This window comes from Herbaspirillum sp. SJZ099 (assembly GCF_007828355.1).
Taxonomy (GTDB): Bacteria; Pseudomonadota; Gammaproteobacteria; order Burkholderiales; family Burkholderiaceae_D; genus Herbaspirillum.
On the sequence record NZ_VIUO01000001.1, the window covers coordinates 240,397 to 265,759 of the forward strand.

Genomic DNA, 25,363 nt, shown 5'->3' on the forward strand with positions numbered 1-25,363 from the left:
ATGCTTGCAAATATCTATGCGGCGTTCGGGATCGTATTCGACCCTTATGTGCTGGCGGTGATCCTTGGCGCGTCGATGTTCGGCCTGTTCATGGGCGCGGTGCCGGGCCTGTCGGCCACCATGGCGGTGGCCCTGCTGGTGCCGGTGACCTTTTTCATGCCGCCGGTGCCGGCCATCGCCGCCATGGTGTCGGCCACCGCGATGGCGATCTTTTCCGGCGACATTCCGGGCTGCCTGTTGCGCATTCCCGGTACGCCGTCGTCGGCGGCCTATACCGACGAAGCCTATGCCATGACCATGAAGGGGCAGGGCGAGATCGCGCTCGGTGCCAGCCTGGTGTTCTCGGTCATCGGCGGCCTGTTCGGCACCGTGGTGCTGATCCTGGCCGCTCCCATGCTGGCCGAGCTGGCGCTGAAGTTCTCTTCGTTCGAGTACTTCTGGCTGGTGCTGCTGGGGCTGACCTGCGCCATTTTCATCGCTTCCGAAAATCCCCTGAAGGGCTTCGTCTCGCTGTTCCTGGGCATGTTCATCGCCTCGGTCGGCATGGGCAACCCGGCCGGCGTGCCGCGCTTCACCTTCGACCAGCCGGACCTGCTGGGCGGGGTATCGCTGGTGCCGCTGATGGTGGGCATGTTCGCCATGTCCGAGGTGCTGCGTTTCGCGGTGTCGAAGGATTTCACGATGAAGATCGCCGACGGCCGCGTCGGCAATGTGTTCAAGGGCATGTGGAGGCTGCTGCTGAAGTACCCGCGCTCGGTCTGGCGCGGCAGCGTGCTGGGCACGCTGGTGGGAGCCTTGCCGGGCGCCGGCGCCGATATCGCGGCCTGGATGTCGTACGCGATGAGCAAGAAGCTGTCCAAGGAGCCGGAGAAGTTCGGCACCGGCCATCCGGAAGGCATCGTCGAATCCGGCGCGGCCAACAACTCGGCGCTGGCCGGGGCGTGGATCCCGGCGCTGGTGTTCGGCATCCCGGGCGACTCCATCACCGCCATCGTGATCGGCGTGCTGTACATGAAGAACCTCAACCCGGGGCCGATGATCTTCGTCGAGAATCCGGTGTCGATGTACGCGATCTTCATCGTCTTCATCCTGGCCAACCTGCTGATGCTGCCGCTGGGTTTCTTGTGCATCAAGATGGCCAAGCGCATCCTGACCATTCCGCGCGGCATCCTGATGCCGCTGATCCTGCTGTTTTGCATCGTTGGCTCCTATGCCACCAACAACAGCGTGACCGATGTGGGCATCATGCTGGTGTTCGGCATGCTGGCTTACTTCATGGAGGAGAACGGCTTCCCGGTCGCCCCCGCGGTGCTGGGCGTGGTGCTGGGCGGCATGCTGGAAGAGCATTTCGTGACCTCGATGATCAAGGCCGACGGCGAGTTCCTGGCATTCTTCAGCAGGCCCATCGCCGGCACGCTGGGCGTGATCACCATCGTCATGTGGCTGCTGCCGTTCGCGCTGAAGATGCTGCGCAAGAGGACGATGGGGCCGGCTTGACGGTAATGCCGTTCAGTTAAGCCGAAATTTCTCCGTCGCCCTGACGAAGGTCAGGGTCCAGCGTCGCGTCATTCGTCATTCAACGGCCATCGAGGCACAACGAAAGACACTGGATCCCGGCCTTCGCCGGGATGACGATTTGCAGATGGAAGGCTTAACTGAACAGCATTACCGGCTTGACGGTTGTTTTTATTTCACCCAATGAAAGGATGGTTGTTTCAATGGCTTCACCCGAACGTTTTTCCGCTGCCGAACTGACGCGCTTCGCCAGCGCCCTGTTGCAAAAGGCGGGACTGGAAGCGCCCAAGGCCGACAGCGTCGCCGCGACGCTGGTCGACGGCGACTTGCTGGGCCACGATACCCACGGCCTGGCGCTGCTGGCGCCGTATGTGAAGGAGCTGGAAAAAGGGGCGATGGCCAAGAGCGGCCAGCCGGAAGTGCTGTCCGAACGCGCCGCCGCGCTGGCCTGGGACGGCCGCCGGTTGCCGGGGCCGTGGCTGGTGCACCAGGGCATCGATGCGCTGATCCCCAAGGCGCGCGACTACGGCAGCGCCTCGCTGACCATCCACCACAGCCACCACATCGCCTGCCTGGCGGCCTACCTGCTGCGCGCCACCCAGGAGGGCTTCATGATGATCCTGGCCAGCTCCGACCCGGCGGTGCAAAGCGTGGCGCCGTTCGGCGGTACGCGCGCGGTGTTCACACCCAACCCGATCGCCGCCGGCATCCCGACTTCGGGCACGCCGTTCCTGATCGACATCTCGGCCTCGGTCACCACCAACGGCATGAGCAACCGCCTGCACAAGGCCGGCCGCCAGTTCGAGGAAGAGTGGCTGATCGACGGCCACGGCAATCCTTCGCGCGATCCGGCCGTGCTGGCCGAAGATCCGCCGGGCACCATCCTGCCGCTGGGCGGTTTGTCGGCAGGCCACAAGGGCTTCGGCCTGGCGGTACTGATCGAGGCGCTGACCGGCGGGCTGTCCGGTTTCGGCCGCGCCGATCCGCCGGCGGGCTGGGGCGCGACCGTGTTCATATCGCTGTACGACCCGTCGGCGTTCGGCGGCCAGGATGCTTTCCTGCGGCAGATGGATTTTGTCGCCGAGTCCTGCCGCAGCAACCCGCCGCGCCCCGGCGTGGAACAGGTGCGCATGCCGGGCGACCGCGGCATGCAGCGGCGCGCGCGGCAACTGCAAGAGGGCGTGGCGCTGCACCCGACCATCGCACCCATGTTGCGCGATGCGGCCGGGCCTTATGGCCTGGCGTTCCCAGCGGCGTTGGCCTGATGGAAGAACGGCCCGGTGTGGTGGAGACCGGCCGGGCCTGAGATACAATCCGGCGTCATAAAAGGAAGCTGAATGGGAAGCCGTGTGGGAATCCACATGGCTGCCGCATGCGGTTTCCAGGCAGATAAAAACTTGATCGGATTCATCCATGCCCATAGAAGCGATTGAGCCGCAGCGGTTATACCGGCAGATCGGCGACCAGTTGCGCAAGCTGATCGTCGACGGCGAATTCCCGGTCGGTTCGCGGTTGCCGTCGGAACGCGACCTGGCGGTGCAGCTCGGCGTGAGCCGGCCTTCGTTGCGCGAGGCGCTCATCGCGCTGGAGGTCGAAGGCTATATCGAAGTGCGCATGGGCTCGGGCATCTATGTCTGCCCGCCGGCGCCGCACGAAGGGCTGATCGACCTGTCCAGCGAAGCGGGGCCGCTGGAACTGATCCGTGCGCGCGAGATGATCGAAGGCGAGGTGGCCTACGCCGCCGCCAGAAATGCCACCGATGCCCAGATCGATGCGGTCGATGAGGCATTCCAGCTGATGATCGCGCATACCGATGCCGGCATCAATCCGCTGGAAGCGGACCGCCTGTTCCACATCCGGGTGGCCGAAGCCACCGGCAACAGCGTGCTGGTGGGGCTGGTGACGCAATTGTTCGATGCGCGGCTGGGGCCGCTGTTCAAGCGGCTGCATAGCCATTTCGACAGCAAGGTGGTGTGGTACGAGGCGGTCGATGAGCATGCGCTGGTGATGCAGGCGCTGCGCGAGCGCAATCCGGACAAGGCGCGCGCGGCCATGCGCCGGCACATGGACATTTCCTTCACGCGCTACAGCGCCAACCTGATCCTGCAATACGGCAGCCGCCAGAAGCGCGAGGCCGCTGCGGCCGGCGATGCCAGGGCCGCGGGCGCTGCGCCCAGGCGAACGCGGACGCAGGCCAAGGCGGGCGTCGCCGCCAAGCCGCGCGCCGCGCGCAAGTGACCGGCGGGGCGCTTTTCCGGTTCAGTTGAAATAGCTGCGCGCCATCTCGAAGCGTTTGGCGAAGTAGGGATTGTCCATGCGCGTGATGTGCACGCGGCCGTTGGTCGATGGCGCATGCACGAAACGGCCGTCGCCGAGGTAGATGCCCACGTGCGAGAACGGCTTGTTCATGGTGTTGAAGAACACCAGGTCGCCGGCGCGCAATTGGCTGGGGTCGATCTGGCGGCCCTGGCGGGCGATATCGGCGGCGCTGCCGCTGATCCTGTAGTTGGCGGCCTGTCCGAAGATGTAGCTGACCATGCCGCTGCAATCCAGGCCGGCCGAGGGGTTCTTGCCGCCGAAGCGGTAGCCGGTGTCGATCAGCGAGAGGGCGTAGATGGCGACTTCGTTGCCGGCGTCGGATGCCGGCAGCGCCGGCGTATTCGATTGCGGCGCGCCCGGCAGGCGTTCAACCGGGGGCACGGTACTGCAGGCGGCCAGCGCCAGGGCCAGGCACAATGCCGCCATGGCGCCGGCCGGGCGCGCCGCAGCCGGGAGGACAGCGGACGACGGCGGCAAGGCCGCCGGACCGGATATTCCCAGGAGCGTATGACGCACCCGCATGGCTTATTGCCCGATCTTGGCCAGCACGTCTTCCAGCATGGAGAACATCTGGTCGATCTCGTCGCGGCTGACGTTGAGCGAAGGCATGAAACGCAGCAGGTTGGGGCGCGGCGAATTGAGCAGCAAGCCCACCGGTTCCATGTCGCGCGCGGCCTCGACGATCTGCGGGCCGATGTCGCGGCCCAGTTGCAGCGCGCGCAGCAAGCCTTCGCCGCGTTCGCCTTCGAAGCCGTACTTCTCCGACAGCGCCAGCGAGCGTTCGCGCAGGTACTGGCCGCGCTCGCGCACGGTTTCCATGAAGCCGGGCTTCAGCAGTTCCTTGATCACCGCCACGCCCACCGCCGTCATCAGCGGGTTGCCGTTGTAGGTGCCGCCCTGTTCGCCAGCTTCGAAGCAGGCGATGTCTTCGCGCGCCAGCAGCGCCGCCAGCGGCACGCCGCCGCCGATGCCCTTGCCCAGCGTCATGATGTCCGGCTCGATGCCCGAGAGCTGGTAGCCGAACAGTTCGCCGGTGCGGCCCATGCCGCTTTGCACTTCATCGACGATCAGCAGCAGGTTGGCCTGCCTGGTCAGGCGGCGCAGGCCTTGCATGAATTCGCGGGTGGCGGGGATCACGCCGCCTTCGCCTTGCACCGGCTCCAGCATCACGGCCACGGTGTGCTTGGTGATCTGCTTCTCGACGCTGGCCAGGTCGTTCAGCGTGGCCTTGGGGAAGCCCGGCACCTGCGGCGCGAACATGGTGTCCCAGCCGTCCTTGCCGCTGGCCGACATGGTGGCGATGGTGCGGCCGTGGAAACTGTGCTTGAAGGTGATGATCTCGAAGCGGGCGTCGCCGTTGGTGGCCGGGTTCTTCTTGCCCCATTTGCGCGCCAGCTTGATGGCGCCTTCGTTGGCTTCGGCGCCGCTGTTGGCGAAGAACACGCGGTCGAACACCGAGTTGGCGGTCAGCAGGTTGGCCAGCTCGATCGACGGCGCGTTGTAGAACGCGGGCGAGGGGTTGAGCAGTTTCTTCGATTGCGCCGCCAGCGCATCCTGGATGCATTGCGGCGAATGGCCCAAGGCGTTGACCGCCCAGCCTTGCAGGTAATCCAGGTAGCGTTTGCCCTTGTGGTCGGTCAGCCACATGCCGTCACCCTCGGTGAACACCAGTTCGGGGCGGTTGGTGACGTACATCAGTTTGTTGCTGTCGAAATCTTTGTATTCCATCGATAGGCTCCTGCAAGAATGGGTGGATGGGGATGGTGCGGGGCAGACCGGCCTGAAACTTAAAGGATCGGTGGAAAGCGCACGGCAACCCGAAATGGCGGATAAAAAAAAGCCACAGGGTTTGCCTGTGGCTTCGCGATTCGTTTCATTTCACGCGCACAGCAGCAAACCTCCCAGAGGTTGGCTGCGACGTCGTAAAAATGTGGCGTTGGCGATCATGCGGTCAATATTAGGACGTTTTGCGCACAGCGTCAAAAAGAATTGACCGTCATTCTGCCTGAATCCGGCAAGCGTTGCATTTGCGTCGCCTGCCGCCGCGCCACGCCTTTTTCCGGGAGGCGGCACCGACTTGCGCCATGATCGCAAACGCGCATGACGGCGGCATGACACGCGCCGCTTTGGCCGGGGCTCGCGCCGCCTCAGTTGGCAGCCGGTGCGCCGCTTGCCAGGTCGGCTTCCGAGGTGAAGGAGTCGGCGTAGAACTCGTCTTCGGGCAACTTGCACTGGGCCACGAAGTCACGCTGCGCCGACTCCACCACGATGGGGGCGCCGCAGGCATACACCTGATGGCCGGACAGGTCCGGGAAGTCGGCCATGACCGCCTGGTGGACGAAGCCGGTGCGGCCGTTCCAGTTGTCTTCCGGCTGCGCGTTGGATACCACCGGCACATAGGCGAAGGCGGGCAGGGTGCGCGCCCATGTTTCGCACAACTCGTTCATGTACAGGTCTTGCGGGCGGCGGCCGCCCCAGTACAGCGTGACCGGGCGCTGCGAGCCGGCATGCTCGAGCTGCTCGACGATCGCCTTGATCGGCGCGAAGCCGGTGCCCGAGGCCAGCAGCACGATCGGCTTGTCCGAATCCTCGCGCAGGAAGAAGGTGCCCAACGGGCCTTCGATGCGCAGGATGTCGCGTTCCTTCATCGTGGAAAACACCTGGTCGGTGAACAGGCCGCCGGGCAGGTGGCGGATGTGCAGGCTCATGTGCTCATCCTTGTGCGGCGCGTTGGCCATGCTGTAGCTGCGGCGCTTGCCGTCGCGCAGCAGGAACTCGACGTATTGCCCGGCCTTGTATTGAAGGCGGTCGTTGGCCGGCAATTGCAGCGAGAGCACGATGACATCGTCGGCCTTCTTGTCCAGCGCGGCCACGCGCACCGGCAGCTTGCGGATCGGGAATTCGCCCACGCCCGCCACTTCGCGCGCTTCGATGGTCACATCCGACTGCGGCCTGGCGCAGCAGAACAGCGAAAACCCCAGCTTCTCGTCGTTGGCCGACAGCGCGCGCTCCTGGTGCGGGCCGTGCTCGACCTGGCCGGAAACCAGTTTGCCCTTGCACGAGCTGCAGGCGCCGTTTTTGCAGCCATAGGGCAGGCCCACGCCTGCGCGGATGGCCGCATTGAGGATGGTTTCGCCTTCATCGCAGGTGAATTGGCGGCCGCTTGGCTGGACTGTGACTTGGAAACTCATACAATTGCGCTTCTGGACTAAGGAAAATAGGTTAATAAAACTGTGAAAAAACTGGGCTTGCCACGTGTTCTGATACTCGGTTGCGGCGATGTCGGCCTGCGCCTGCTGCCGTTGTTGCTGCCGCGCTGCCGCGTGCTGGCCGTCACCAGCAACCCGCAACGCTGCGCCGAACTGCGTGCGGCCGGCGCCGTTCCCATCGTGGCCGACCTCGACCGGCCGCATACGCTGGACCGGCTGGCGCGCCTGGCGCCGACCGTGGTGCACCTGGCGCCGCCGCAGTCGGCCGGCCGGCATGACCGCCGCACCCGCAATTTGGCCGCCATTTTACCCGAGGGCACGCGCCTGGTTTATATCAGCACCACCGGCGTCTACGGCGATTGCGGCGGCCAGCGTTTCGATGAAACCCATCCGGTGCGGCCGCAGAATGCGCGCGCGGTGCGCCGCGTGGATGCCGAAAACGTGCTGCGCGCCTGGGCCAGGCGCTGCGGCGCGCGCGTGTCCATCCTGCGCGTGCCCGGCATCTACGCGGCCGACCGGCTGCCCGTCGAGCGCCTGCAAAAGGGCACGCCCGCGCTGCTTGCCGCCGACGATGTCTATACCAGCCATATCCATGCCGACGACCTGGCGCGCGCGGCGCTGGCGGCCATGCGCCGCGGTTCGCCCAACCGCATCTACCATGCGGTGGACGACACCGAGCTGAAGATGGCCGACTACTTCGACGCCGTGGCCGATGCCGTCGGGCTCCCGCGTCCGCCCCGCTTGCCCCGCAGCGAGCTGGAACGCAGCGTATCGCCGATGATGCTGTCGTTCATGTCGGAATCGCGCCGGCTGGATAACCGGCGTCTCAAGCAGGAGCTGGGTGTGCGGCTGGATTACCCCAGCGTGCAGTCGCTCCTGGCGAAGCGGGGGAGCGAGCCGGCTTGATGGCGCATTGGCGAATCCTTTTCTCTTTATGCAATTTTTGAGTCTTCCTTATTCGGATTTCGAATAAGCATAAGAATTTAAAGTAGTTGTCTTGCATTGGCAGCAACAGTAAAGTCCAGCGCTAACGTGAAATAAATGGGGATTTTGTCCGCATGCCAGACGAGACGGCCACAGGCCGCGGGGCATCGGCGCCGCGCAAGACACCGCCAGTCATCCTCCTTCCCAACCAATCCTATCCACTGCAGCGGCTGCCCACGCGCCGCAGGACGACATGAAGCTATCTTTCAAGAACGTCGCCAAGCATTTCGGCGGCCTGCATGTGATCGACGAATTCAGCCGCGATATCGAATCGGGCGAACTGGTCGCGCTGGTCGGCCCTTCCGGCTGCGGCAAGTCGACCCTGCTGCACATTGCCGCCGGCCTGGAAAAGGTCAGCTCGGGCTCGGTCACCGGCGACGGCCAGGAAATCAAGGCGCCGCATCCGGAACGGACATTGATGTTCCAGGAAAACGCCCTGTATCCCTGGCTCACGCTGGAGCAGAACGTGGCGCTGGCGCTGGAATTCCAGCAGGTCGAGAAGCACAAGGCGGCGCAACAGGCGCGCGTGTGGCTGGAGAACGTCAAGCTCAAGGGTTTCGAAGCGTATTACCCGCACCAGGTCTCGGGCGGCATGCGCCAGCGCGCGGCCCTGGCGCGCGCTTTCATTTCGCAGCCGAAGGCGCTGCTGCTGGACGAGCCTTTCGGCGCGCTCGACGCGCTCACCCGCATGACGCTGCAGGACGCGCTGCGCGACCTGATCCGCCAGCAAGGCCCGACCGTGCTGCTGGTCACGCACGATGTCGACGAGGCGCTGTTCCTGGCCGACCGCATCTTCGTGTTCAGCCCGCGTCCGGCCAAGGTGCTCAAGGAATTCAATCTCGTGCATCACGAAAAGACGCACGACCTGTCCGAATTCGCGGCCATCCGCCGCGAGATCCTTTGCCTGCTCGGCATCCATGCCGAACAGGACGATTTTTCAAAAACACTGGAAGGGGTTGGAGTATGAAACTCGCACGCATCCTGGTACCTGCGCTGGCCGCCCTGGCCGCATTGGCATTCACCAACAACGCCCTGGCGCTGGAGAAATTCAAGATCGGCTACCTGCGCGTGATGGACGACGCGCAAGCCATGGCCGCCTATGAAGCCGGCCTGTACAAGAAGTACGGGCTGGATGTGGAGTTGATCGAATTCAAGTCCGGCACCGACCTGGTCAAGGCGATTGTCGGCGGCCAGCTCGATAGCGGCGTGTTCGGATTCTCCAATGCCGTGGCCTGGGCCTCCAAGGGCGCCGACCTGAAGGTGGTGGGCGGCGCGCAGCTGGGTTACCACGCGCTGGTGGCGCGGGAAGACTCCGGCATCAACAAGGTGGCCGACCTCAAGGGCAAGACCCTGGCCTCGCAAGCCGAAGGCAGCACCGCCGACACCGTGCTGAAGGGCGTGGTGCTCAAGGATGCCGGCATCAAGCCGGACGACGTCAACGTGATGGGCGTGTCGCCGCAGGTGGCGGTGCAGTCGCTGGTGGGCAAGCGTGTCGACGCCGCCTTCCTGTTCGAGCCGCAGGCGCGCATCGCGCAGCTGATCGCGCCGGTCAAGCAGATCTATGAAATCGGTGAAGTCTGGCCCTTCCCCTGCATGGTGGTGATCACCTCGGGCGACACGTTGAAGAAGCGCCGCGACGCCGTGTGGAAGTCGCTCGATGCCCAGCGCGACGCCATCATGCTGCTGCAGAAGAAGCCGGCCGAAGCGTCCAAGCTGATCGCCGGCTATTTCATCGCCGAGCCGACCCTGAAGACGCTCAAGCACGGCGAGATGCTGCGCGAAGACGTGATCCGCGACGCCATCAAGAGCCAGACCTTCACGCCCAAGATTTCCAAGAAGGACCAGGACCGCATGCAGGAAATCTCCAACATCCTGCAAGAGCAAGGCTCCTTGAAGACGCGCGACGGCAAGCCGTTCGACGTCAACTCGATCACCGACCTGTCCTGGCAAACTGCGCGTAAGCTGTAAGCGGGAAGCTACTGCGCAGCCCGATCTCGCTCCTGTGATGCTCGCCGTACATCTCGTACGGCTGCGCTTCTCGAAGCGACCTCGGGCTGCTCGCTACGCTCCCCACTCACAGCACAGAGCTGATTTATTTTTTGGTTCGCAGCTTTGCTTCGCTCGCTGCGTATCGTTGAAGTTTTTCACCGGCCGGAGGTTTCCGGCCATCGTCATTTATAAGCGTCAAGCGTTATGAGCTCTCAACGTCGCGTTACCGGTCTCCGCAAGAAACTCGCCATGGTGCTGGCGATCGCTTTCATCCTGTTGATGTGGCAGATCGCCGCGTGGTCGCTGCCGTCGTTCCTGATGCCGGGCGTGCCGTCGGTGGTGGTGCGGCTGTGGGAGGAAGTGCAGTCCAATAATTTCCGCCTGGCGCTGTATGGCAGCCTGTACCGGCTGGGGTTGGGTTACGGCTCGGCGCTGCTGCTGGGGATCGGTTTCGGGCTGGTCGGCGCGGTGCTGTTCTTCTTCCGCGAGGTGCTGAAGTCGGCCATCGTGATCCTGCAATCGATCCCGTCGATCGCCTGGGTGCCGCTGTTCCTGATCCTGATGGGGTTCGGCAACCTGCCGATGGTGGTGGTGGTGGCCATCGCCGCCTTCTTCCCGGCCGCGCTGTCGGTGATGAACGCGACCGAAAGCGTGCAGCAGGTGCATGTGTCGGCCGCGCGCGTGATGGGCGCCTCGCGCGTGGGCTTGTTGCGCCGGGTCTACCTGCCGGCAGTGATGCCGGAACTGATCACCGGCGCCCAACTGGCCTTCGGCAACGCCTGGCGCGCGCTGATCTCGGCCGAGATGCTGGTCGGCTTCGGCAAGGGGCTGGGCCGCACATTGGCGTATTCCGGCGAAACCGCCGACATGGTGGGGGTGATGGCCAATATCCTGACCATCGCCATTCTCGCCGCGCTGATCGACCAGGTGATCCTGGAAAAGCTGAAGCACCGCCTGCTGCGCTACCAATACGTCTGAGTCTCCCGCCATGCAGCCCGCACGCCTGCTCTTCCCGCTCTTGCTGCTGCTTTGCGGCAGCGTGCAGGCGGGCGTGCTCGATGCCGCCAGGCAGGCCGGCATCCTGCGTGTGGGGCTGGATTACGTGCCGCCGGCCTACAAGGGCGGCATGAAATTCCGCACGCCCGAGAGCGTCGATAGCGTGCTGGCCGACGATCTGGCCGCGCAGTTCAAGCTCACATCCGCTTACCTGAAAAACGCATCCGGCATCCGCGCCGATGTGGCGCTGACGCTGGCGCCCGAGGGCGAGGCCGGCGATGCCGATACCGTCATCATCCCCACCGGCTATCGCGCCGGCGGCATGGCCATCATGCGTACCGACACCAGCATCAGGAAATGGGACGACCTGAAGGGCCGCAGCGTGTGCGTTTCGGAAGGTTCGTCCTACGTCGGCACGCTGGCCTCGCGCTATGGCGCCATCGAGAAGGTGATGCGCGCGCCGGCCGATTCGCTGCTGGCGGTGCGCACCGGGCAATGCGACGCGGCCGTGCATGACGACAGCCTGATGAAGGAATTGCTGAAGCTGCCCGAGTGGAAGAAATTCTCCGCCCGCCTGGCGCCCGCCAGCCGCCAGGCCCTGGTGCTGAAGGTGCGCGGCGCCGACGCCGCCGATCTGGCCGCGCTCAGGCAGGCGGCCGGCCGCTGGAGCGAGGCCTTCTGGGCCGGCGTCAGGAAGAAGTGGGCCAACAACGTGGCCTTCGAGGTTTACCTGGACCAGAACGTGCCGGATTGCCACTGAGGCTACTGAGTCCACTGAGTCCACTGAGTTTCCGGTTCCGCCAGATTTGCCATCGTGGCAATTTGTTTTTGCCTTTTGGCATCTTTTTCCACGGTTTGCTTGCTTCCCGGATAACAGGCTGTGTCGATGCCGCCGTTTTTTTGCGGATGCATGCTGTTGCCGCATTGCAGAGTCCGGCAATGGGCGTACCATAGTGGCCTGTATCGAACATCAGCGATAGCAACAGGAGGCCAGCATGCCCGTCGATCTCGCAATCGTACCCAGTTCCAGCACCACCGCATCTACATCCACTACCTCATCGGTCACCGATCCGGAGGCGGTGCGCCGGGCCGATGAAGCGCGCATGGCGCAAAAGGCCGAGCAACAGCGCCAGGAACAGATCCAGGCCGACCAGAAGCGCGCCGAGGCTGAACTCGAACAGCGCAACCGCCGCGAACAGATTTCCCGCAATTCCAATGGCGAGGTCATCGGCACCACAGTGAACACGGTAGCCTGACAATATCCGCGGCGTACCCGCCATGAACAAAGCCCGCACGGCCATGCCGTTGCGGGCTTTTGCTTTTCCGCTCCCGGTTCCCGTGCGGGGGCCTCAATCCGAGGCGTTGAGCGAACCGAGGAGCCAGGTCTCGGCCATGTCGATCTGGTTGATCAGCATCAGGAAGGTTTCGTCGTTGATGCGTTGCTCGGCGCGCAGGTAGTGGATTTCCATGCGTTCGGCGCGGATTGCCTCCAGCCGCAGCTCGCGTTCGAACTGCTTGAAGCGGTTGGCGGCGCGATGGGTCTCTTCCGAATCGCTCTCGGCATTCATGCGCATGCGATAGGTCGCCAGCAGGCTGCCGCTGACCTCGGTCAGCAAGGCCAGGTCGGACTCGTCCAGGCCGTGGCTGATGCGTTCCTGGGCTTCTTCGATACGGCGCACCGCCGCTTCCGACAGGCGCATGCGGGCGTTCATCTCTTCCGTGCGGCGGCGTTTGGCTTCGGCATCCAGTTGCAGGTCCTTCAGCATCCACGGCAGCAGGAAACTGCCGAACAGCAGCGAGCAGACGATCACCCCGGTGGCCAGGAAGATCAGCAGGTCGCGCGCCGGGAAGGGCGTGTGTTCCTTGAGCAGCAGCGGGATCGACATCACGCCGGCCAGCGTGATCGCCCCGCGCACGCCCGACAGCGCGGTAATGCCGATCAGGCGCAGGTCGAACTTGCGGTTGCGCCCGCTCTGGCCGCGCACCGCGTTGGCGAAACGGCGCATGCGCAGGTTGATCCACACCCAGATGAAGCGCAGCACGATCAGCGCCACCGTGATGGCGAGGATGTAGGCGAACAGGTACCACACCGGCACGTTGCCGGCGGTCCTGGCGTCGGCATGGGCGAGGCTGACGATGCCCGGCAACTGCAGGCCCAGCAACAGGAACGACATGCCGTTGAACACGAACTCCATCATGGTCATGATGCTGCGGCCCTGCATGCGGGTCGCGGCCGACTCGCCGCCGGCGGTTTCGATGTAGGGCATCAGCATGCCCGCCGCGACCGCCGCCAGGATGCCGGACAGGCCGAAGTGTTCGGCGAAGATATAGGCCGTGAAGGGGATCAGTATCAGCAGCACCACCTGGATGCCCGGTTCGTCGCCGGCCCATTCGATGATCTTGCGGCGCACCAGGCCGAACCCCCAGGCCACGATCAGGCCGACGGCAATGCCGCCCACCGAGATCAGGACGAAACTCAGGCTGGCGTCGAGCAGCGAGAAGGTGCCGGTCACCACCGCGGCGATGGCGAACTTGAAGGCCACCAGGCCGGACGCGTCGTTCATCAGCGCCTCGCCTTCCAGCACGTGCTGCATCGAGGCCGGCAAGCGGCCCTTGCCGATGATGGACGATACCGCCACCGCGTCGGTGGGCGAGAGCACCGCAGCCAGCGCGAAGGCAGAGGGCAGGGAAATCACCGGGATCATCCAGTGGATGAAATAGCCCACGCCGACCACGGTAAACAGCACCAGCCCCAGGGCCAGCGCCAGGATCGGTTGCGCCAGGCGGAAGAATTCGCGCTTGGGCATGCGCCAGCCGTCGGTAAACAGCAGCGGCGGGATGAACAGCAGCAGGAACAGCTCCGGGTCGAAACTGATCTTCAGTCCGAACAGCGGCAGCGCCAGCACCGCGCCCAGGCCGATCTGGAACAACGGCAGCGGCAGTTTGAAGGGGACCAGGCGCGCGGCCACGCCGGAGGCGGCGACGGCCAGCAGCAGGATCAGGACGGTGAAGACGATTTCCATTGTTGCGGGTGGGGGTCGGTGTTATTGGCGTGTTTCATCGGCGGCATGGCGGCCAGCCGATTCCTTCACTGCTAGGTTGCAAGTATAGAAGACGTGCGGCCTGAGCAGATATTTCAGGTGAGGAATAAAATCGCAAGATCGTTTTTCCTTTCATCCACCGGTGGCGCCTTGATGGGAAAAACGTGCCACACGCACACAAGGAGAGCTTCATGCAGCATCGCAAGTTAGGTAAATCCGACATTGCCGTCGCGCCGCTGGCCTTCGGCGGCAACGTCTTCGGCTGGAGCATCGACGAGAAGGCGTCCTTTTCCATCCTCGACAAGTTCGTTGAGTCGGGCCTGAACCTGATCGACACCGCCGACGTCTACTCGCGCTGGGTGCCGGGCAACAAGGGCGGCGAATCCGAGGCCATCATCGGCAAGTGGCTGGCCCAAGGCGGCCGGCGCGACAAGGTGGTGATCGCCACCAAGGTCGGCAAGGACATGGGCGATGGCCGTGTCGGCTTGAAGAAGGGCTACATCTTGCGCGCGGTGGAAGATTCTCTGCGCCGCCTGCAGACCGATTACATCGACCTTTACCAGTCGCATGACGACGACCGGTCCACGCCTTTCGAAGAGACCCTGGATGCCTACGGCACGCTGGTCAAAGCGGGCAAGGTGCGCATCATCGGTGCTTCCAACTACGATGCCAAACGGCTGGCCGAGGCGCGCGAAGCGGGGGAGCGGCTGGGGCTGCCGCTGTACCAGACGCTGCAGCCGGAATACAGCCTCATCGAACGCGCCGCGTTCGAGAAGGAGCTGGAACCGTATTGCCTCAGGCATGGCGTGGGCGTGATCGGTTTCTATTCTCTGGCCAGCGGTTTTCTGAGCGGCAAGTACCGTTCCGAAGCCGACCTTGGCAAGAGCGCCGCGCGCGGCGGCCGCGTGAAGGGATATCTCAATGAGCGCGGCCTCAAGATCCTCGATGCGCTGGACACGGTGGCGCAGCGCCAGTCCAGCACGCCGGCATCGGTCGCACTGGCGTGGCTGATCGCCCGTCCCAGCGTGACGGCGCCGATTGCCAGCGCAACCTCGCTGCAGCAGCTGGATGCGCTGGTGAAGGCGACACAATTGAAGTTGTCGGCTGAGGATATTGCACTGCTGGATCAAGCCAGTACGTACTGATTCCCAGTCTTCGCTGGGACGACGGAATGTGAGCGTGGGTTTGTCAGCCCGGGTGCGAAATATCGGACAGCTCCCGCGCAATGAAATCGACAAAGCTGCGGATGCGGTTGGACATCTGGTGCCGCTGCGAATACATCGCGAAGATGTCGGCGTTGGGCGTTTGCCAGCCCGGCAGCACCTGTACCAGCCGGCCGTCTTCCAGGGCCTGCGTCGGCTTCCTGCTGGCCGGCAACGCCACCACCGCGCTGTTCGTGGTGCTGTCGCTGGTGGTGGTGAACGTGGGCATCAGCTCGGCCAAGGCGCCGCTATGGGCCATGCCAAGCACCTTCCTCTCCGGCGCCGGCGCGGCGGCAGGCATCGCGATGATCAATTCGTTGGGCAACCTGGGCGGCTTCGTCGGCCCGTGTGCGATCGGCTGGTTGAAGAGCGTCACGGGCGGCTACAGCGCCGGCCTGTACGTGGTGGCAGGCACGCTGGCGCTCTCGGCGGTCGTGACGCTGATGCTGAGCCGCCAGACGCGTTTGCATGCCGGCGTGGCCAAGCCCAGCCACGGCGGTTGAAGGGGGCGCGCATGGACAAATTCCTACAGTGCTTGCGCGGCTATCTTGAGCGCGTCGCGCAAGCGCACAGCGGTTTGCTGTTCTGATCCTTTTGATCGCTGGGGCGATGCGTCGTCTGAAGCGGGCCTGCGGGCCCGTTTCGTTTGGGTTTGTTCTGCGGTGCAGCATAAATTCTCATGGCTTGACACTTCATCGCCAGGTACCTATCCTCCACAGCCATTGGTCTTACCTTTCCCGGCAATCGCCGGCGGCCAGCAAGGCATTGCCTGCATGGCAATGATTCATTCGACCCTTAGGCGCTCACCCCGACAGTATGTCTTTTGATCCCATCGTCCAGAAGTCCATTTCCGAGCAAGTCGCCCAGCGCTTGCTGACCATGATCCGCAGCGGCCTGCTCAAACCCGACCAGCAACTGCCGCCCGAGCGCGAGCTGGCCGCCATGCTGGGCGTGGGCCGCCCGGCGGTGCGCGAGGCGATCCGCGGCCTGGCGCTATTGGGGCTGTTGCGCATCCGCCAGGGCGAGGGCACCTTCGTCAGTTCGCTGGAAACGCGCGAGCTGCTGGAACCGCTGGAAATGATCATCGACCTCAACGCCGGCACGCTGGAAGCGCTGTTCGACGCGCGCCTGATCATCGAAACCGGCGTGGCCGCACTGGCCGCCACCCATATCGGCGAGGCCGAACTGGCGCACCTGGTGCGCAACGTGGAAGACGAAGCGCGGCTGTTGTCCGACCCGGCCGCCTTTGCCGCCGCCGACGTCGAGTTCCACGAGGCCATCATCGAAGCCTGCGACAACCCCTTCCTGCAAAGCATCGCCGGCAGCCTCTACATGCTGGGCAAGAAGAGCCGTTCCATCACTTCGCGCATCCCGGCCACGCTGGAGCGAAGCCTGCAGGACCACCGCGAGATCCTCGATGCGCTCAAGACGCGCGATCCGCAAAAGGCCGCCGACGCCATGCGCCGCCATCTGATCCACGTGCGCGACGCCTACCGCGGCGCGGCCCGCAACAAGGACGAATCGGTACACGATTAAGCATGAAGCGCCGCCGTTGCCGTTTCCATGCGGCTCTCCACAACGGCGGCGCTGGCAGTACCGTCGCGGCGCCATGCCCGCGATGCCCGATACAGAACAAGCGATACCGGCAGGACGCAGGGCCGTCCAACCCCATGAGCCGGAGCATGAACGATCAATCACCATCATATTTTCACAGGAGAACAGCATGCTAGATCTGGCTGGAAAAGTCGTCTTCATCAGCGGCGCGAGCACCGGCATCGGCGCCGCCGCGGCCCGCGCCTTCGGCGCTCGCGGCGCCCACGTCGTGGTCCACTACAACAGCTCGGCCAAGGAGGCCGAACTGGTCGCCGCCGACGTGCGCGAAACCGGCAGCAAGGCCATCGCCATCGGCGCCGACGTGCGCGACAGCAACGCCATCAACCGGGCCGTCGCCAGCGCGGTCGAGCAGCTCGGCCGCATCGACGTGCTGATCAACAACGCCGGTAGCCTGGTCAAGCGCGAGCCGCTGGAAAAGGTCACCGACGAACTGTTCGACGACATCGTCCACATCAACGCCCGCTCGGTCGTGGCCTTCACGCGCGCCGTGATCCCGGTCATGCGGCGCCAGGGCGGCGGCAACATCATCAACGTCACCTCGGTCGCGGCGCGCCACGGCGGCGGCCCGGGCGCGCTGATCTACGCGGCGTCGAAAGGGTTCGTCAGCACCATCACGCGCGGCATGGCCAAGGAACTGCTGGCCGACAAGATCCGCGTCAACGCGGTGGCGCCGGGCGTGATCATGACTCCGTTCCAGGAACGCTTCACCACGCCGGAACAGCTCGAAGCATTCCGCAAGACCATCCCGATGGGCCGCATCGGCGATCCGGACGAATGCAGTGGGGCTTTCCTCTACCTGGCCTCGGAGCAGATGTCGGGGTATGTGACGGGGCAGATCATCGAGGTGAACGGAGGGCAGTACATGCCTTGACCGGGAAGGCCCGCAGGCAGAGAAGCCGCCATTGGGCGTAAGCCGTTCAGTCAAGGCTAATCTGAGGCACTCATTACAGAGCCCGTTCGGGCTGAGTAGGCCCGCCGGGGCCGTATCGAAGCCAGCGCATCACCGTTGGCGCTCTTGCCTGCCCTTCGATACGCTGCTGCGCAGCTACTCAGGGCGAACGGAGTCTGGACTGCACAAACCTCCACAAACACAAATGCCGTTCAGCGCTTAACTGAACGGCATTTGTCATTGGGCGGCTTTGTTCTTGTCTGAAGATACGCTTCCTTCGCCACTTCAGCTTGGCATGTCCTTTGCTCGTTGTGCTCCCATGATGCCGCTTCTTTCCGATGTCCATACCGGCAGCGATAGCGATTTGCTGCGCGACAAGCTGACCCTTCTCCTCGACTCCACCGGCGAAGGCATCTACGGTATCGACCTCGATGGCCGCTGCACCTTCATCAACCGCGCCGGGGCCGACATGCTGGGTTACCGGGTGGAGCAGGTGCTGGGCAAGAACATGCACGACCTGGTGCATCACAGCCATGAGGACGGCGGCCACTATCCGGAGGAGGAGTGCCCGATCCTGAAGGCGTTTCGCAAGGGCGAATCGTGCCGGGTGGACCAGGAGGTGTTCTGGCGCGCCGACGGCACTTTCTTTCCCGCCGAATATTCTTCCTACCAGATCGTCGACGACGGCCGGGTACGCGGGGCGGTGGTTACGTTCAGCGACATTTCCAAGCGGCGCCAGGCCGAGGAGCAGCTGCAGCGCGCCAAGGCGGAGCTGGAACTGCGCGTGGCCGAGCGCACCCGCGAATTGTCGGCCGCGCTCAGGCAGGTGCGGCAACTGTCGGCCCATGCGCACTCGGTGCGCGAGGACGAACGCACCCGTATCGCGCGCGAGATCCACGACGAGCTGGGCAGCCTGCTGGTGGCGCTGAAGCTGGATGTGAACTGGATGGCCAAGCGCGTGGCCGATCGCGAGCCGGTGGCGCGCAAGTGCGAGGCGATGGACCGGCTGATCGAGGCGGCGGTGGACAACGTCGGGCGCATCATCACCGACCTGCGGCCCAGCATCCTCGACCATCAGGGCCTGATTGCGGCGCTGGAGTGGCAGGTGCAGGAGTTTTCGGAGGCCACCGAGCTGCCGTGCGAGGTGGAGTTCGATATCGCGCCGGAGGCTTTCGCGCCGGACGGCGCCAAGGCCACGGCGGCGTTTCGTATCTTCCAGGAAATGCTGTCCAACGTGGCGCGGCATGCCAGGGCCACGCAGGTGCGCATCGCGGTGCGGCTCACGCCCGCCGAGCTGGCCATGGAGGTGGAGGACAACGGCGTGGGGGCGGCGCGCGATGCGCTGGAGGCGTCGACTTCCTACGGTGTGATGGGCATGCGCGAGCGCGCCTTGCACTTCGGTGGCGCACTGACCATTGCTGGTGCGCGTTTTGCACCAGCCGATGACATGCCCGGCACGCTGGTGTGCCTGCGGTTGCCGTTGGCCGGCCGAGATTGATACAAGAACCAAAGGGTAATGGAGACCATGACAGCAATGACCGATTCGATCCGCATCCTGCTGTGCGACGACCATCGCATCGTGCGCGAGGGGTTGAAGCAGATCCTGGCCGACACGCCCGATATCGAGGTCGCCGCCGAATGCGCCAGCGGGCCGGAAGTGATGCACAAGGCGCGGGTGGAGGCGATCGACCTGGTGTTGCTGGATATCGCCATTGCGCAGCAGGACGGGCTGGACGTGCTGCGCCAGATCAAGCAGGAGATGCCGCGGCTGCCGGTGCTGATGCTGTCCACCTATCCTGAGAAGCAGTATGCGGCGCGCTGCTACAAGCTGGGCGCGGCCGGTTACCTGAACAAGAGCACCGATCCGGAGCAACTGGCGGCGGCGATCCGCAAGGCGGCCGCCGGCGGCGTGTATGTCAGCCCGCAGATGGCCGAGACGCTGGCCTCGGGGCTGAGCGCGCGCGCTTCCTCGCATGATCGGGCCGCGCATGAGAGCTTGTCGCACCGCGAATACCAGGTGTTCCAGATGATCGCGGCCGGGCGCAGCGTCAAGGAGATCGCCGACCGGCTGGAGCTGAGCCCCAATACGGTGAGCACCTACCGCAGCCGCATCCTGGAGAAGACCGGGGCATCCAACGATGTCGGCATTGCGATGTATGCGGTGCGGCATCAGTTGATGCCTGTGTAGGACGAGTTCCCGCCATACGCCATACGCCATGCGCCTGCATTTCACCTGCATTTGTAGTTGAACCACTACAAGGCGTCGTCACACGATGACGCCATTTCCCCCGCTGGCAAATCCCTTGCACGCGCTTGAGGCCATCGCAGCAAGCCGCCTCAAACTCACCAAACGGGGGAATCATGCCGAAAGCACCGGAACACAATATCTTCCATACCTACGACGCCGAGCGCGCCGGGCAGGGCTGCTCGTGCGGCCGCCACGGCAGCCAGCGGCAGCACGATACCGAGCAGGAGGTATTGCGCCAGACCAGGGCGCAGGACGTGGAGACGCTGACGGAAGACGTGGTGGAAGAGTCGATCATGCGCGCCTTGTTCCCGCACATGGCCCGGCGCCGCGACTTCCTGCGCGCGGTCGGCAAGAACACCGCGCGCGCGGCGATCGCCAGCGTGCTGCCGTTGGGCGCGCTGCAGGCGATGGCGCAGGAGAAGAACGGCGCGCTGGAAAAGAAAGACCTCAAGATCGGCTTCATCGCCATCACCTGCGCGGCGCCGCTGATCATGGCCGATCCCTTGGGCTTCTACCGCAAGCAGGGCCTGAACGTGTCGCTGAACAAGACCGCCGGCTGGGCGCTGATCCGCGACAAGATGATCAACAAGGAGCACGACGCCTCGCATTTCCTGTCGCCGATGCCCATCGCCATGTCCATGGGCGTGGGCAGCAATGCGGTGCAGATGCGCGTGGCCACCATCCAGAACATCAACGGCCAGGCCATCACGCTGCATGTGAAGCACAAGGACAAGCGCGACCCCAGGCAATGGAAGGGCTTCAAGTTCGCGGTGCCGTTCGAGTATTCGATGCACAACTTCCTGCTGCGCTATTACCTGGCCGAGCACGGCCTCGATCCGGATCGCGACGTGCAGATCCGCGTCACGCCGCCGCCGGAAATGGTGGCCAACCTGCGCGCCGGCAATATCGACGGCTTCCTCGGCCCCGATCCGTTCAACCAGCGCGCGGTGTATGACGAAGTCGGCTTCATCCACATCCTCTCCAAGGAAATCTGGGACGGCCACCCATGCTGCGCCTTCGGCGCCTCGGAAGAGTTCGTCAGGCAGAACCCCAACACCTTTGCGGCGTTGTTCCGTTCGGTGCTGACCGCCGCCGCCATGGCGCGCGATCCGGCCAACCGCTCGCTGGTGGCCAAGGTGATCTCGCCGGCGGCCTATCTGAACCAGCCGGAGACGGTGGTCGAGCAGGTGCTGACCGGCCGTTTCGCCGACGGCCTGGGCAATGTGAAGAACGTGCCGGGCCGCGCCGACTTCGATCCGGTGCCCTGGGATTCGATGGGCGTGTGGATCCTCACGCAGATGAAACGCTGGGGCTACATCAAGGGCGATGTCGATTACAAGGCGATCGCGGAAAAGGTGCTGCTGCTGACCGAGGCCAAGAAGCACATGAAGGAACTGGGCCAGCCGGTGCCGGACGGCGCGTACCGCAAGTACGCCATCATGGGCAAGGAATTCGACCCGGCCAAGGCCGAAGCCTATGCCAACAGCTTCGCCATCAAGAGGACGGCGTGATGGACGCGGGAAAGACCGGCTGGCGCGCGGCGCTGATCTCGCTGCTGTTGCTGGGCTGCCTGCTGCTGGTATGGCATGTGGCCACCTTGCCCAAGGAAAGCGCCGCCGGCTCGGCCCAGGATGAGTACGCCAGGTTGATGGGAAAGAGCGGCGGGGCGGCCAAGAGCGACGGCTTTCCGGGGCTGGCGCAGATGGGGGAGACCATCCGCCGCGAACTCTCCAACCCGTTCTACGACAACGGCCCCAACGACAAGGGCATCGGGATCCAGCTGGGTTATTCGCTGGGACGTGTCGGGCTGGGATTTGCGATAGCGGCGGTGGTGGCGATCCCGCTCGGCTTCTTGCTGGGGATGTCGCCGCTGATGCAGCGCGCGCTCAATCCCTTCATCCAGATCCTCAAGCCGATTTCGCCGCTGGCGTGGATGCCGCTGGCCTTGTACACGATCAAGGATTCCTCGGTGTCGGGCGTGTTCGTGATCTTCATCTGCTCGGTGTGGCCGATGCTGATGAACACGGCCTTCGGCGTGGCGTCGGTGCGGCGCGACTGGCTCAACGTGGCCAAGACATTGGAAGTGAAGCCCCTGCGCCGCGCGTTCATGGTGATCCTGCCGGCGGCGGCGCCCACCATCCTGACCGGCATGCGCATCTCCATGGGCATCGCCTGGCTGGTGATCGTGGCGGCCGAAATGCTGGTGGGCGGCACCGGCATCGGCTACTTCGTCTGGAACGAATGGAACAACCTGTCGCTGACCAGCGTGATCTTCGCGATCCTGGTCATCGGCGCGACCGGCATGGTGCTCGACCTGTTTTTCGCGCGCTTGCAGAAGCTGGTCACTTATGTCGAATGAAGGGCGAAGCTACATGGAAAAGGCATTCCTCAACGTCGAGGGTTTGAGCAAGCGCTACGCCGCCGACGGTCCGCCGGTGTTCGAGCAGGTGTCGTTCGGCATCGAGCGCGGCGAGTTCGTCTGTGTCATCGGCCATTCGGGTTGCGGCAAGACTACCATCCTGAACGTGCTGGCCGGACTGGAAGCGGCCAGCGGCGGCGTGGTGATCATGGACCAGCGCGAGGTGAAGGGCCCCAGCCTGGACCGCGGCGTAGTATTCCAGAGCCATGCGCTGATGCCGTGGTTCAGCGTGCTGGGCAATGTGGTGTTCGCGGTGCGTTCGCGCTGGCCCGACTGGCCGCGCGCCAAGGCCGAGGAGCATGCGCGCCGCTTCATCGGGATGGTGGGCCTGAAGGGAGCCGAGCACAAGAAACCGTCGGAATTGTCGGGCGGCATGAAGCAGCGCGTGGGCATTGCCCGGGCGTTTTCCATCGAACCCAAGATGCTGCTGATGGATGAGCCCTTCGGCGCGCTCGATGCCCTGACGCGCGGCGTGGTGCAGGACGAGCTGCTGAAGATCTGCGCCGCCACGCGCCAGACCGTGTTCATGATCACGCACGATGTCGACGAGGCGATCCTGCTGGCCGACAAGATCTTCCTGATGTCCAACGGCCCGCAGGCCTGCATCGCCGAGGTGGTGGTCAACACCATGCCCAAGGCGCGCACGCGCGAATCGATGCACCACGATCCGCAGTTCTATCGCATCCGCAACCACCTGGTCGATTTCCTGGTGCACCGTTCCCGGCAGATCCAGGCGGCGCAGGCGGCCGGCGGCGCAGCTCCCGTCACCCGCGTGGTCACGCCGGGGCTGGAGGCGGCAGCGGCGCCGGATGCCGGTTTTTCGCAGGCGCTGGCCTGAATCTGATCAATATTTTTCGTCCACGTTTTTTCATCCACATTTCATTCACATCACGTCTCATTCAAGGAGAGCAGCATGGACCGCAACCAAGTCACCCAGAAGATCATCGCCGCCAAGGTCAGCAACAAGATGACCTGGGCCCAGATCGCCGAGCGCATCGGCCAGAGCAAGGAATGGACGACCGCCGCCATGCTCGGCCAGATGACGCTGACGGCCAGGCAGGCCGCCGTCGCCCAGGAGCTGTTCGCGCTGACCGACGAGGAAACCCTGTGGCTGCAGATCGTGCCCTACAAGGGTTCGCTGCCCACGCCGGTGCCGACCGACCCGCTGATCTACCGCTGGTACGAGATCGTCAGCGTCTACGGCAGCACCATCAAGGAACTGATCCACGAGGAATTCGGCGACGGCATCATGAGCGCCATCGACTTCAAGATGGATATCCAGCGCCAGGCCGATCCGAATGGCGATCGCGTTAACGTGGTGCTTTCAGGTAAGTTTTTGCCGTACAAGACCTATTGAGCCGACGTTCCGGAGTTGCGGCCCGCAGCGGGCTCGCAATTCCGGCGCAACACGCTCTAAAATAGGGCGCATGCTCAAAGATAAAAACCTTTCCGCCTACAAGCCCTCGGCCAACCGCATCAAGGCGCGCTTCGTCGCCATCTCCTGGCGCGACCTAGCAGTCAGTTTCGGGCCCTTCATCCTGCTGATCCTGATCGGCGCCTGGCTGGTGATCTGGCTGATCAGGCCGGCGCCGCCGTCCAGCATCAGCATCGCGGCCGGTCCCAAGGACAGCAATTTCTGGCGCGTGGCCGAACGCTACCGTACTATCCTGGCGCGCGACGGCATCAAGCTCAATATCGTCGAGACCGGCGGCTCGCTGGATAACCTCAAGCGGCTGGCCGATCCGGCGCAGGACGTCGACGTGGGTTTCGTCCAGGGCGGTCTGGCCAGCGCGGTCACGGCCGATGCGCTGGCGCCGCTGGTGTCCTTGGGCAGCATCTCTTATGTGCCGGTTTCCATTTATTACCGCAACCCGCCGCCGCGCGAGGACGGCAAGCCCGCGCCGCCGTTGCGCCAGCTGTCGGAACTGGCGGGCAAGCGCATCGCCATCGGCGGCGCCGGCAGCGGCTCCAGCATGCTGGCCTTGACGCTGCTCAAGGCCAATGGCGTGGAGCAGGGCGGCAGCACCGAGCTGTTGAACATCGGCGGCGACGACGCGGCCCAGGCGCTCACCAGCGGCAAGATCGATGCCGCTTTCCTGATGGGCGATTCGGTTTCGGTGGCGACCATGGGCAAGCTGCTGCGTACGCCCGGCATCCGGCTGCTGGATTTCTCGCAGGCCGATGCCTATGTGCGGCGCTTCCGTTACCTGAATATCCTGAAGATGCCGATGGGCGTGTTCGACCTGGCGCGCAACCTGCCTTCGCGCGATACCCAACTGGTGGCGCCGACGGCGGAACTGGTGGCGCGCGACGATTTGCATCCGGCCTTGTCCGACCTGCTGATCGAGGCCGCGCATGAAGTGCACGGCAAGGCCAACGTGATGCAAAAGGCGGGGGAGTTCCCGGCGCCGCTGGAGCATGAATATCCCATCAGCGACGACGCCGCGCGTTATTACAAGTCGGGCAAGACTTTCTTCTATCGCACGCTGCCGTTCTGGCTGGCCAGCCTGGTCGACCGCGCCGTCGTGATCCTGCTGCCGGTGATTTTGCTGCTCATTCCCGGCATCCGCCTGGTGCCGATGCTGTACGGCTGGCGCATCCGTTCGCGCATCTACCGCTGGTACGGCGAACTGATTTCGCTGGAGCGCGGCATTTCCCGCGAGGCGCCGGAACAGCAGGCGGAGATACTCAAGCGCCTGGATGAGATCGAAGCGGCAGTCAACCGCATGAAGATGCCGCTGGCCTTTGCCGACCAGTTCTATGTGCTGCGCGAGCATATCGGTTTCGTCCGTGCGCGGCTGGAGCACGGGATGGCCTGAACGCCGCGCCGCAGGGGGAAAAGCCGTCGACTGGCGGCTTTGTTGTATAGTGGGCCGTCGCGGCAAAACCACTGTATGAAAAATACTGTGTATTTGTACAGTACTTGTGCTACAGTGAA

Annotated in this window: 24 protein-coding genes and 2 pseudogenes; 20 read left to right on the plus strand and 6 right to left on the minus strand. The window is 64.3% G+C overall.

Going from position 1 to position 25,363, the window contains the following annotated elements:
- The 3 genes from FB597_RS01015 to FB597_RS01025 all read left to right on the plus strand — a co-directional run bounded on the left by FB597_RS01015 (position 1) and on the right by FB597_RS01025 (position 3,753).
- Positions 1 to 1,497 (plus strand): tripartite tricarboxylate transporter permease, encoded by a 1,497-nt coding sequence (locus FB597_RS01015; protein ID WP_144767663.1) that lies wholly within the window; start codon positions 1 to 3, stop codon positions 1,495 to 1,497.
- 221 nt (positions 1,498 to 1,718) lie between these two features.
- Positions 1,719 to 2,780 carry an Ldh family oxidoreductase gene (locus FB597_RS01020; protein WP_186442718.1) on the plus strand — a complete coding sequence of 354 codons (1,062 nt, stop codon included), beginning with the start codon at positions 1,719 to 1,721 and terminating at the stop codon, positions 2,778 to 2,780.
- A 148-nt stretch (positions 2,781 to 2,928) separates the two neighbouring features.
- A complete protein-coding gene (locus FB597_RS01025) occupies positions 2,929 to 3,753 on the plus strand; it encodes a FadR/GntR family transcriptional regulator (protein WP_144767669.1) in 825 nt (274 codons plus the stop codon).
- Positions 3,754 to 3,774: 21 nt separating this feature from the next.
- Here the strand turns inward: FB597_RS01025 and FB597_RS01030 are convergent, their stop codons facing one another.
- The 3 genes from FB597_RS01030 to FB597_RS01040 all read right to left on the minus strand — a co-directional run bounded on the left by FB597_RS01030 (position 3,775) and on the right by FB597_RS01040 (position 7,025).
- Positions 3,775 to 4,260: a C40 family peptidase gene (locus FB597_RS01030; RefSeq protein WP_183405801.1), complete on the minus strand. Its 486-nt coding sequence runs from the start codon at positions 4,258 to 4,260 to the stop codon at positions 3,775 to 3,777.
- Between the two features lie 99 nt (positions 4,261 to 4,359).
- Positions 4,360 to 5,562, minus strand: a complete 1,203-nt coding sequence (locus FB597_RS01035) for an acetylornithine transaminase (protein WP_141912857.1) — start codon at positions 5,560 to 5,562, stop codon at positions 4,360 to 4,362.
- Between the two features lie 419 nt (positions 5,563 to 5,981).
- A complete protein-coding gene (locus FB597_RS01040; RefSeq protein ID WP_144767672.1) occupies positions 5,982 to 7,025 on the minus strand; it encodes a CDP-6-deoxy-delta-3,4-glucoseen reductase in 1,044 nt (347 codons plus the stop codon).
- 42 nt (positions 7,026 to 7,067) lie between these two features.
- On the opposite strand from FB597_RS01040, the gene FB597_RS01045 reads away from it, so the two are divergent.
- From FB597_RS01045 to FB597_RS01065, 5 genes are all read left to right on the plus strand, one after another.
- Positions 7,068 to 7,949, plus strand: a complete 882-nt coding sequence (locus FB597_RS01045; protein WP_144767675.1) for an NAD-dependent epimerase/dehydratase family protein — start codon at positions 7,068 to 7,070, stop codon at positions 7,947 to 7,949.
- A 271-nt stretch (positions 7,950 to 8,220) separates the two neighbouring features.
- Positions 8,221 to 8,994 carry an ABC transporter ATP-binding protein gene (locus FB597_RS01050; protein ID WP_144767677.1) on the plus strand — a complete coding sequence of 258 codons (774 nt, stop codon included), beginning with the start codon at positions 8,221 to 8,223 and terminating at the stop codon, positions 8,992 to 8,994.
- A complete protein-coding gene (locus FB597_RS01055) occupies positions 8,991 to 9,995 on the plus strand; it encodes an ABC transporter substrate-binding protein (protein ID WP_144767680.1) in 1,005 nt (334 codons plus the stop codon). Before FB597_RS01050 ends, FB597_RS01055 begins: the two co-directional genes overlap by 4 nt.
- A 225-nt stretch (positions 9,996 to 10,220) precedes the next feature.
- The gene (locus tag FB597_RS01060) at positions 10,221 to 10,994 is read left to right on the plus strand and encodes an ABC transporter permease (protein WP_141912870.1); all 774 of its coding nucleotides are present in this window, start codon (positions 10,221 to 10,223) and stop codon (positions 10,992 to 10,994) included.
- Positions 10,995 to 11,004: 10 nt separating this feature from the next.
- The gene (locus FB597_RS01065) at positions 11,005 to 11,772 is read left to right on the plus strand and encodes a transporter substrate-binding domain-containing protein (protein ID WP_144767682.1); all 768 of its coding nucleotides are present in this window, start codon (positions 11,005 to 11,007) and stop codon (positions 11,770 to 11,772) included.
- A gap of 2 nt (positions 11,773 to 11,774) precedes the next feature.
- On the opposite strand, the gene FB597_RS20085 is transcribed toward FB597_RS01065, so the two are convergent.
- Positions 11,775 to 11,924: a hypothetical protein gene (locus FB597_RS20085; RefSeq protein WP_186442719.1), complete on the minus strand. Its 150-nt coding sequence runs from the start codon at positions 11,922 to 11,924 to the stop codon at positions 11,775 to 11,777.
- 83 nt (positions 11,925 to 12,007) lie between these two features.
- Here FB597_RS20085 and FB597_RS01070 point away from each other — a divergent pair, with 83 nt between their 5' ends.
- Positions 12,008 to 12,268 (plus strand): hypothetical protein, encoded by a 261-nt coding sequence (locus tag FB597_RS01070; RefSeq protein ID WP_141912875.1) that lies wholly within the window; start codon positions 12,008 to 12,010, stop codon positions 12,266 to 12,268.
- A gap of 93 nt (positions 12,269 to 12,361) precedes the next feature.
- Here the strand turns inward: FB597_RS01070 and FB597_RS01075 are convergent, their stop codons facing one another.
- Positions 12,362 to 14,035: a Na+/H+ antiporter gene (locus tag FB597_RS01075; protein WP_144767685.1), complete on the minus strand. Its 1,674-nt coding sequence runs from the start codon at positions 14,033 to 14,035 to the stop codon at positions 12,362 to 12,364.
- A gap of 209 nt (positions 14,036 to 14,244) precedes the next feature.
- Here FB597_RS01075 and FB597_RS01080 point away from each other — a divergent pair, with 209 nt between their 5' ends.
- Positions 14,245 to 15,198 carry an aldo/keto reductase gene (locus FB597_RS01080; protein ID WP_144767688.1) on the plus strand — a complete coding sequence of 318 codons (954 nt, stop codon included), beginning with the start codon at positions 14,245 to 14,247 and terminating at the stop codon, positions 15,196 to 15,198.
- 43 nt (positions 15,199 to 15,241) lie between these two features.
- On the opposite strand, the pseudogene FB597_RS20365 reads toward FB597_RS01080, so the two are convergent.
- Positions 15,242 to 15,400 (minus strand): annotated as a pseudogene (locus FB597_RS20365) (LysR family transcriptional regulator); the annotation flags it as partial.
- On the opposite strand from FB597_RS20365, the pseudogene FB597_RS01090 reads away from it, so the two are divergent.
- The 10 genes and pseudogenes from FB597_RS01090 to FB597_RS01135 all read left to right on the plus strand — a co-directional run.
- A pseudogene (locus FB597_RS01090) lies at positions 15,390 to 15,758 on the plus strand (MFS transporter); the annotation flags it as partial. The pseudogenes FB597_RS20365 and FB597_RS01090 overlap by 11 nt on opposite strands.
- A 313-nt stretch (positions 15,759 to 16,071) precedes the next feature.
- The gene (locus FB597_RS01095; RefSeq protein WP_141912893.1) at positions 16,072 to 16,791 is read left to right on the plus strand and encodes a FadR/GntR family transcriptional regulator; all 720 of its coding nucleotides are present in this window, start codon (positions 16,072 to 16,074) and stop codon (positions 16,789 to 16,791) included.
- Positions 16,792 to 16,978: 187 nt separating this feature from the next.
- A complete protein-coding gene (locus FB597_RS01100) occupies positions 16,979 to 17,740 on the plus strand; it encodes an SDR family NAD(P)-dependent oxidoreductase (RefSeq protein ID WP_141912895.1) in 762 nt (253 codons plus the stop codon).
- A gap of 337 nt (positions 17,741 to 18,077) precedes the next feature.
- Entirely contained in the window at positions 18,078 to 19,256 is a 1,179-nt protein-coding gene (locus FB597_RS01105) for a PAS domain S-box protein (protein ID WP_144767691.1), read from the plus strand.
- 36 nt (positions 19,257 to 19,292) lie between these two features.
- Complete coding sequence (locus tag FB597_RS01110; protein WP_370454637.1) at positions 19,293 to 19,946, plus strand: response regulator; 654 nt, start codon at positions 19,293 to 19,295, stop codon at positions 19,944 to 19,946.
- A 173-nt stretch (positions 19,947 to 20,119) separates the two neighbouring features.
- Positions 20,120 to 21,517: a CmpA/NrtA family ABC transporter substrate-binding protein gene (locus FB597_RS01115; protein WP_141912903.1), complete on the plus strand. Its 1,398-nt coding sequence runs from the start codon at positions 20,120 to 20,122 to the stop codon at positions 21,515 to 21,517.
- Positions 21,517 to 22,365 (plus strand): nitrate ABC transporter permease, encoded by an 849-nt coding sequence (ntrB, locus tag FB597_RS01120; RefSeq protein ID WP_141912906.1) that lies wholly within the window; start codon positions 21,517 to 21,519, stop codon positions 22,363 to 22,365. Before FB597_RS01115 ends, ntrB begins: the two co-directional genes overlap by 1 nt.
- Positions 22,366 to 22,378: 13 nt before the next feature.
- Entirely contained in the window at positions 22,379 to 23,263 is an 885-nt protein-coding gene (locus FB597_RS01125) for an ABC transporter ATP-binding protein (RefSeq protein ID WP_141912909.1), read from the plus strand.
- Positions 23,264 to 23,338: 75 nt separating this feature from the next.
- The gene (gene cynS, locus FB597_RS01130) at positions 23,339 to 23,782 is read left to right on the plus strand and encodes a cyanase (protein WP_141912911.1); all 444 of its coding nucleotides are present in this window, start codon (positions 23,339 to 23,341) and stop codon (positions 23,780 to 23,782) included.
- A 70-nt stretch (positions 23,783 to 23,852) separates the two neighbouring features.
- Complete coding sequence (locus tag FB597_RS01135; protein WP_141912913.1) at positions 23,853 to 25,244, plus strand: TAXI family TRAP transporter solute-binding subunit; 1,392 nt, start codon at positions 23,853 to 23,855, stop codon at positions 25,242 to 25,244.
- Positions 25,245 to 25,363 lie beyond the last annotated feature (119 nt).